Origin of the sequence: Kineococcus siccus, assembly GCF_009906795.1 — a bacterium.
In the GTDB taxonomy this organism is placed as follows: domain Bacteria; phylum Actinomycetota; class Actinomycetes; order Actinomycetales; family Kineococcaceae; genus Kineococcus; species Kineococcus siccus.
Genome location: NZ_JAAALN010000216.1, coordinates 1 through 6,786 on the forward strand (window position 1 = coordinate 1; position 6,786 = coordinate 6,786).

6 protein-coding genes and 1 pseudogene are annotated in these 6,786 nt (G+C 76.7%); 4 read left to right on the forward strand and 3 right to left on the reverse strand.

Features of this window, described 5'->3' with window-relative positions; genetic code table 11:
• Positions 1–110: 110 nt before the first annotated feature.
• The 3 genes and pseudogenes from GTR02_RS23400 to GTR02_RS18235 all read left to right on the forward strand — a co-directional run.
• Positions 111–998, forward strand: a pseudogene (locus GTR02_RS23400) (RecQ family ATP-dependent DNA helicase); the annotation flags it as partial.
• A gap of 223 nt (positions 999–1,221) precedes the next feature.
• Entirely contained in the window at positions 1,222–1,647 is a 426-nt protein-coding gene (locus tag GTR02_RS23405; protein ID WP_338073908.1) for a RecQ family zinc-binding domain-containing protein, read from the forward strand.
• Between the two features lie 138 nt (positions 1,648–1,785).
• Positions 1,786–2,340, forward strand: a complete 555-nt coding sequence (locus GTR02_RS18235; RefSeq protein ID WP_166608906.1) for a thiamine pyrophosphate-dependent enzyme — start codon at positions 1,786–1,788, stop codon at positions 2,338–2,340.
• A gap of 130 nt (positions 2,341–2,470) precedes the next feature.
• Here GTR02_RS18235 and GTR02_RS18240 read toward each other — a convergent pair whose 3' ends face one another.
• The 3 genes from GTR02_RS18240 to GTR02_RS18250 form a co-directional block, all read right to left on the reverse strand.
• Positions 2,471–3,214 carry a GAF and ANTAR domain-containing protein gene (locus tag GTR02_RS18240; RefSeq protein WP_205709571.1) on the reverse strand — a complete coding sequence of 248 codons (744 nt, stop codon included), beginning with the start codon at positions 3,212–3,214 and terminating at the stop codon, positions 2,471–2,473.
• A 219-nt stretch (positions 3,215–3,433) separates the two neighbouring features.
• Positions 3,434–3,877 carry an STAS domain-containing protein gene (locus GTR02_RS18245; RefSeq protein WP_166608908.1) on the reverse strand — a complete coding sequence of 148 codons (444 nt, stop codon included), beginning with the start codon at positions 3,875–3,877 and terminating at the stop codon, positions 3,434–3,436.
• Between the two features lie 208 nt (positions 3,878–4,085).
• The gene (locus GTR02_RS18250) at positions 4,086–5,966 is read right to left on the reverse strand and encodes an EAL domain-containing protein (RefSeq protein ID WP_166608909.1); all 1,881 of its coding nucleotides are present in this window, start codon (positions 5,964–5,966) and stop codon (positions 4,086–4,088) included.
• Positions 5,967–6,351: 385 nt separating this feature from the next.
• Between GTR02_RS18250 and GTR02_RS18255 the strand changes: the two genes are divergently transcribed.
• On the forward strand, positions 6,352–6,786 hold a 435-nt coding region (locus GTR02_RS18255; protein WP_166608910.1), incomplete at its 3' end, for a DnaJ family domain-containing protein.

Consider the following 6,786-nt stretch of genomic DNA (forward strand, 5'->3'; position numbering starts at 1 on the left):
TCCGGGGACGGTGGAGGACAGTGGTGGCGGACGAGGAACGGTTGCAGCGCAGGGCGCGGGACACCTTCGGGTTCGAGCTCCGGCCGGCCCAGCTGCGCGCGGCCCGCGAGGTGCTGGCGCGCCGGGACGTCCTCGCGGTCATGCCGACGGGGTCCGGGAAGTCCGCGGTCTACCAGGTCGCGGGCCCCGAGCTCGGGGGCCCCGTCGTCGTCGTCGCGCCGCTGCTCGCCCTGGAGCGCGACCAGGTCGACACCGTGCGGGCCGACGACCGGCGTGGCGGGGCCGTCCTGCTGAACTCCCAGCAGAGCGCCGCGGAGTCGGCGGCGGCCCTGGCGGAGCTGCGCGACGGTCGCGCCACGTTCGTCTTCCTGGCCCCGGAGCAGCTGGCGCGCGAGGAGGTGCTCACCGAGCTCGCCGCCCTGCGGCCGGCGCTGCTGGTCGTCGACGAGGCCCACTGCGTCTCCTCGTGGGGCCACGACTTCCGGCCGCAGTACCTGCGCCTGGGCCGGGCCAGGACGCGGCTGGGTCACCCGCCCGTGCTGGCCCTGACGGCGACGGCGGGTCCGCAGGTGCGCGCCGAGGTCGTCGAGCACCTCGGCCTGGACGACCCCGCCGTCCTGGTCGAGGGCTTCGACCGCCCCGAGATCGACCTGCGCGTGCAGCACTGCCGCGACGCCGCCGACCAGCGCGACCTGGTCGTCCGCGCTGCGACGGCCACGCGCGGTGCCGTCCTCGTCTACGTGGCGCGGCGCCGTGACGCCGAGGAGTTCGCCGCCGCGATCCGCGCGGCAGGCCGCAGGAGCGAGCACTACCACGCGGGCCGACGCAGGGCCGACCGCGACCGCGTGCTGCGGGAGTTCCTGGCCGGCGACCTCGAGGTCGTGGTCGCGACGACCGCGTTCGGCATGGGCATCGACGCCGGGTCGGTGCGGGCCGTCGTGCACGCGCACGTCCCGGACTCCCTCGACAGCTACTACCAGGAGATCGGCCGGGCGGCGCGGGACGGGGCGCCGGCCGCGGCCGTGCTGGCGTACCGGCCGCAGGACCTGGGCCTGCGGAGGTTCTTCACCACGCCCGTGGCGAAGCCCGCTCCGCTGCTCGGCCTCCTCGGTGCGCTGCGGCACGCGGACGACGGCGCCTCGGCGGCGGACGTGCGGCGCGCGGTCGGCCTCTCGCCCGCCCGGTTCGCGGGCGGTCAACCTGCTCCAGCAGGCCGGGGCGGTGGAGGAGGACGCCGACGGCCGGCTGCGGCCGACGGCCGCGGCGGGGTCGGCGCAGGAGGCCGTCGAGCGGGCCGTCGAGCTGTCGCGCCGGTGGCGGCGGCTGGAGCGCACCCGGCTGGAGGTGGTGCGCGAGTACGCCGAGACCGACGGCTGCCGCCGCCGGTTCCTGCTGGGCTACTTCGGCGAGGACCTCGCGGGGGAGTGCGGGAACTGCGACCGGTGCCGGGCCGGGACGGCGCGGCGGCACGTCGCCGAGGACGGCGGGGAGTTCCCGGTGGGATCGACCGTCGTGCACGCCCGGTGGGGCGAGGGCGAGGTGGTGCGCTGCGAGCCCGACCGCGTCACCGTGCTGTTCGGCGAGATGGGCTACCGGACGCTGTCGCTGCGGCTGGTGCAGGAGGAGGAGCTGCTGCGCGCCGCCTGAGGCGCCGGCGCTCGTCCGGCCTGCGCCGCCCCGCCCGGCGCCGTAGGCTGCGCGCGACGGTCCAGCAACGGCGCCGGGACCCGGAACCCGAGGTGGCGCAGTGCGTCGCGGCGCCTCGCCGGCGCGAGGAGCCCGCGGATGACCGACCACAGCCCCCGGGCGGTGCGCTCGCCGACCACGCACCCCGACGTCCTGCAGGTGCGCGTGGCCCCGGGGCGGCGCCGGCCGTCCCCCCGCCCCGGGGGGCCCGGCGGCACCGGTGCGCCTGACCTCTTGGTGGACGCCTGGTCGTGCGTGGAGACCTTCGCCGACCCGGAGGCCGCGCTGCTCGGGGCCGCCGGCCCGGCGGCGGAGGACGCCGCGCAGCTGATCGCCGACGGCCTCGCGGCCCCGGGGGACCCCGTGGTGCTCGTGGCCCGGGGCAGGCCCGCGGTCTTCGCGGCGGCCGCCCGGCACCCGCGGCTGCGGCTCGTCCTGGTCGACGACGGCGTCCCCGGCGACGACGGCGTCCTGACCGGCGGGAGGTCCGTGCCGGCCGGCCCGACGGACACCGGGAGCGGCCTCGGGCCGTGGGTCGACGCGCGTGACGGGCACGCGGTCGTCGTGACGCGGCGGGGTGAGCTCGCGGGTGCGGTGTGCGAGGCGCTCGTGCACGACGGGCCCGCGCTCGTGCACGTCACCGCCTGCCGCTGAACCGCGGGGGCGGACCGGGAGCTGGCTGCTCAACCCCCGGCCGTTCCCCCGGCCGAACTGCGACCCGGTGACGGCACCAGTAGAACAGGCGAACCGGCGATCCGAGGCCGTCCTGCGAGGACCGTCGCGGCTAGCGCCGCGCGCGCCGCCCGGTCTCGACCTCGCGCACCATCTCCGCCGCGATGTCGCGCAGCTTGCGGTTGGCGGCCTGCGACGCCGACACGAGCCGCTGGAAGGCCTCGTCGGCGGTCACCCCCTCGGTGATCATGATCATGCCCTTGGCCTGGTCGATCACCGCCCGCGACTCCATGGCGTGCTGCATGCGCGCCGCCAGGAGCGTCGAGTGCTCGAACAGCGAGGCGTTCGCGAGCGAGACGGCCGCGTACCGGCCGAACTCCTGCGCGACCCTCTCGGCCTCGGCGTCGAGCGGTCCCTCGCCGAACCGGTAGATGTTCATCGCGGCCAGGACCTGCTGGGGCATGGGCAGGCCGATCGACAGGATGCTGCGGACCCCCGAGCGCGCGGCGATCGCGGCGAAGTCGGTGTAGGTCCGGGTGTCCGCGACGTCGTCGATCCGGATCGTGTGGCCGGACTGGGCCGCGTCGACGCAGGGCCCGAACCCGGCCGCGTACTGGCGCTCGTCGAGCGCGGCCGCGAGGGACCCCGTGAAGGCGGCCGTGTGCGGCACGCCCTTCTCCACGAGCGTCACGCTGATCTCGTCGGCGCCGGGGATCGTGGCGACGGCCAGTTCCCCGACGCGCAGGAGCACCTGGGTCAGAGGGCGTTGGCCCAGCACGATGCGGCTGAGTTCCGCGAAGGCCTGCTGGGGGGTCATCGGCGTCCCGTTCCCGGGTGCGTCGATCTCGTCGGGCATCGTCGTCCATCCGCTCCGTGGCGCGCGCGAGCAGCGGGACCCGCTCGCGGCGTGCAGTCGAACCCTGACGTGGCGGGTGCCACCGGGGGCGCTGCGAGCTGTGGGTCCAACCCTCGTGCCCGGTGCCCTGCTCATCCTTCGTCGTCCTGGGGCCCGGTCACGGTGCAGTGGCTGAACTCTACCGAGGTGACGGTGCGCGGCGTCACGCCGCCGCGGACGTCAGCCGTCGGCGGCGAGGACGTCCGCGGCGCCGCTGACGCCGAGGAGGTGGCGCAGCAGGGGCTGCGCGCCGACGAAGGTGAGACGCCGGCCGTGCGCGTGCACCCGGCGGCGCGTCGCGAGCAGGCAGTTCAGGCCCTTGACGTCGCAGAACTCCGTGCGGGACAGGTCCAGGGAGACGTCGCGGCGACGGTCGAGCGCGTCGGCGACGAGGCAGTCCAGCAGCGGGGCGGTCGAGGCCTCGAGCTCGCCCGCGAGGCTCAGCTCCGTGGTGCCGGCGCGGCGCGCGACGGTGACCGTGAGGGCCGCCGGCCCGGCGACGCCGATCTCCGCCGACGGGGGACGGTGCTGGTGGGTGGACGGCGGCGCCGACGGGCGCGCCGGCCGGGTGCGGCTGAGCGTGTCGGGTGCGGAGGTGCAGGACGTGTGCGTCGTGGCGGTCATGGCTGGTCCCCTCGGGACAGCACCCGGCGTCGTCGCCCCGGTGCTCGGATGGCCGCCTGGCTCTCGACGGCCGAGCTGCCTCTCAACCCGCGCCCAGGATAGGTCGGAGACGTGGCTCCGGCAACCGTCCGGTGACGACCCGTGATCGACCAGGGACGGCGGAGGCACCGTCGTACACGGGGCGTGTTCGTCCGATGTCTCTGAGTTCCTACGCGGGAAGCGGTGCACCGAAGTGCACCCCCTGGGCGTAGCGGAAACCCAGCTCCCGCAACGCGTCTGCGGTCCGCTCGTCCTCGACGCCCTCGACGATGACCGGGCGGCCCACGAGCCGCCCCAGGGTCAGCGCGGCCGACAGCGCGGCGGTCGCCGCTGCCGCCCGTCCTGCGTGCGTCGCGCCCAGGGCGGCGGCGAAGCTCTGGTCGACCTTGAGGATCGGCACGGGGACCTCGAGCACGCGGTTGAGCGACGCGTTGCCCGACCCGAAGTCGTCGATCGCCAGCCCGCAGCCCAGCTCGGCCAGCGCGCGCACGACGTGTCCCGTGCCCAGCTCCGTGAGGGTGCCCAGCTCGGTGATCTCGAGCACCAGGCGCTCCGCCGCCAGGCCGCACTCGGCCAGCGCCGCGGCGACCTCACCCGGCAGCGAGCGGTCCCGCAGGCTCGCGACGCAGAGGTTGACGAAGACGCGCCGGGGCGCCGCGGCGCCCAGCTCCTCGTCCCAGCGGGTCAGCTGCCGGCAGGCCGCACCCAGCGCCCAGCTGTCCAGCCGGTGGACCAGGTGGTTGTTCCGGGCGACGTGGACGAAGGCCGACGCCGGGAGCAGGCCCCGGCTGGGGTGCTCCCAGCGGGCCAGCGCCTCCACGCCGTAGACGTCCCCCGACGTGAGGTCGACGATCGGCTGGTAGTGCAGCACGAGCTCGGCGCGGTCCAGGGCCCGCTCGAGCTCGAGCGCGAGCTCCACGCGCCGGGTCGGGCTGGCGGGTGCCGGATCCGCGGCGGTGGTGGCGCCGGGCACGGGCAGCTCGTCGCCGGCGACCGCGATCCGCCCGCGTCCCGCCCGCTTGGCGGCGTACATCGCCGCGTCCGCGCGGGCCAGCAGGGCCTCCGGTGCCGTCGAGGGGTCGGACGTGACCGCGATGCCGATGCTCGCCGAGGGCCGGGGCCCCGGCGCCGCGTCGCCGGTGCTCCGCAGCAGGCTGAGGATGCGCTCGGCGACGACCGCGGCCTCCTCCGGGGTGCTCATGCTCTCCAGCAGCACGACGAACTCGTCGCCCCCGACCCGCGCCAGGACGTCGGTGGGGCGCAGCGCGCCGGCGATGCTCGCCGCGGCGCGGCGCAGCAGCTCGTCGCCCGCGGAGTGACCGTGCGTGTCGTTGACCGCCTTCAGGCCGTCGAGGTCGAGGAACAGCGTCCCGACGACCGCCGTCCGCCGGTCGAGCCCCGCGAGCGCGCGCTCCAGGCGCTCCATGAGCACCCAGCGCACCACGAGGCCGGTGAGGGGGTCGTGCATGGCCCGCCACGCGAGCTCCTCCTGCGCGCGCCGGGCGCTGTCGCGGTCGGCGGCCACCACGAGGTAGGACGTGGCGACGTCGGCGAGCGTGCGGGCCACGGCCACCTCGTCGTCGGTGAACGGGCCCGGGGCGCAGCGGTACACGTCCAGGACGCCCCAGCCCCGGCCCCGGGCGCGCATCGGCACCGCCAGCACGGCGTGCAGTCCCTGCGCGGTCGCCTGCCGCTGGTACCCGGGCCAGTCCCCGGCGACGGCGAGGTCGTGGCTCGTGACGACGGCGCCGCTGCGGTGGCAGTCCATGCAGGGCCCCGACTGCTCCGCGTCCTGCCGGGCTTCGAGGTCCTCCACCGTGCCCTGCGTCGCGAGGGCCATCCGCAGCAGGCCGCCGTCGGGCGGCGCGCCCGGCAGCGGATCGCCCGTGACCATCACGCCCGCTCCGTCCACGGCCAGGACGCGGGTGGTCGCGGCCACCAGGTGCGCGACGATGTCGCGCACGGCGTAGTCGGCGAGCAGCGTGGCCGCGAACTCCGCGAGCACCTCGCTGAGCGCCGTGCGGTCGACGGCCGGTCGGGGGCCGGACACCGGGGGCCCCGGCGCCGCGGCGCGCGAGGAGAGGTGAGCCGGAGTGGTCACATCGTCTCCAGACGCCCGCCCCTCGAGGCGGGTGGGAGCGGCACGTCCTGCACCGGAGGGAGCTGCTGCCCAACCCGGCCGCGATCCTAGAGGGCTGCGGGCCTCCGCGCCGACCTTTCGGTCACGGAGCGCCACCTGCCGGGCTACGGTGGGTCGACGCCGCTGCCGCCCCGCTGCGCCCCACCGCCCGTCGCCGAGGGGTGCCCTGATGGTCCTCGCGGGCGGCGCCGCCGCGCCGCCCGCGGGCTGAGCGACCGCGCCCCTGCTGGCGGGCTCCGGCCCCCTGCCGCACAGTGGTCGCCCAGCCAGGGAGGTGTCGAGCCAGGAGGGTCGCGTGTCCGGTCGCAAGCCCGCGTCGTCGTCGTTCGGGGACTGGGTCGAGCGGCAGGTCCGCGAGGCGCAGGAGCGCGGCGAGTTCGACGACCTGCCGGGCGCGGGCAAGCCGCTGCGCGGGCTGGACCGGCCGTGGTCGCCCGAGGACTGGGCGATCGCGAAGGCCCGCAGCGAGGACCTCGACCTGACCGCCCTCCTCCCGCCCGGCCTGGCGTTCCGCAAGGAGCGCGAGCAGCTGCGTGAGCAGGTCGGCCGCTTCGCGACCGAGGCGGCGCTCCGCGAGGTCGTCGAGGACTTCAACACCCGCCTGCGGGCCGCCTACCGCCGGCCGGCGGAGGGCCCGCCGCTCGTCGTCGCGCTGCTCGACGCCGACGACCTCCTCGCCCGCTGGCGCGAGCTGCGACCCCCGCCGCGGCCGGCGACCCCCGTGCCACCC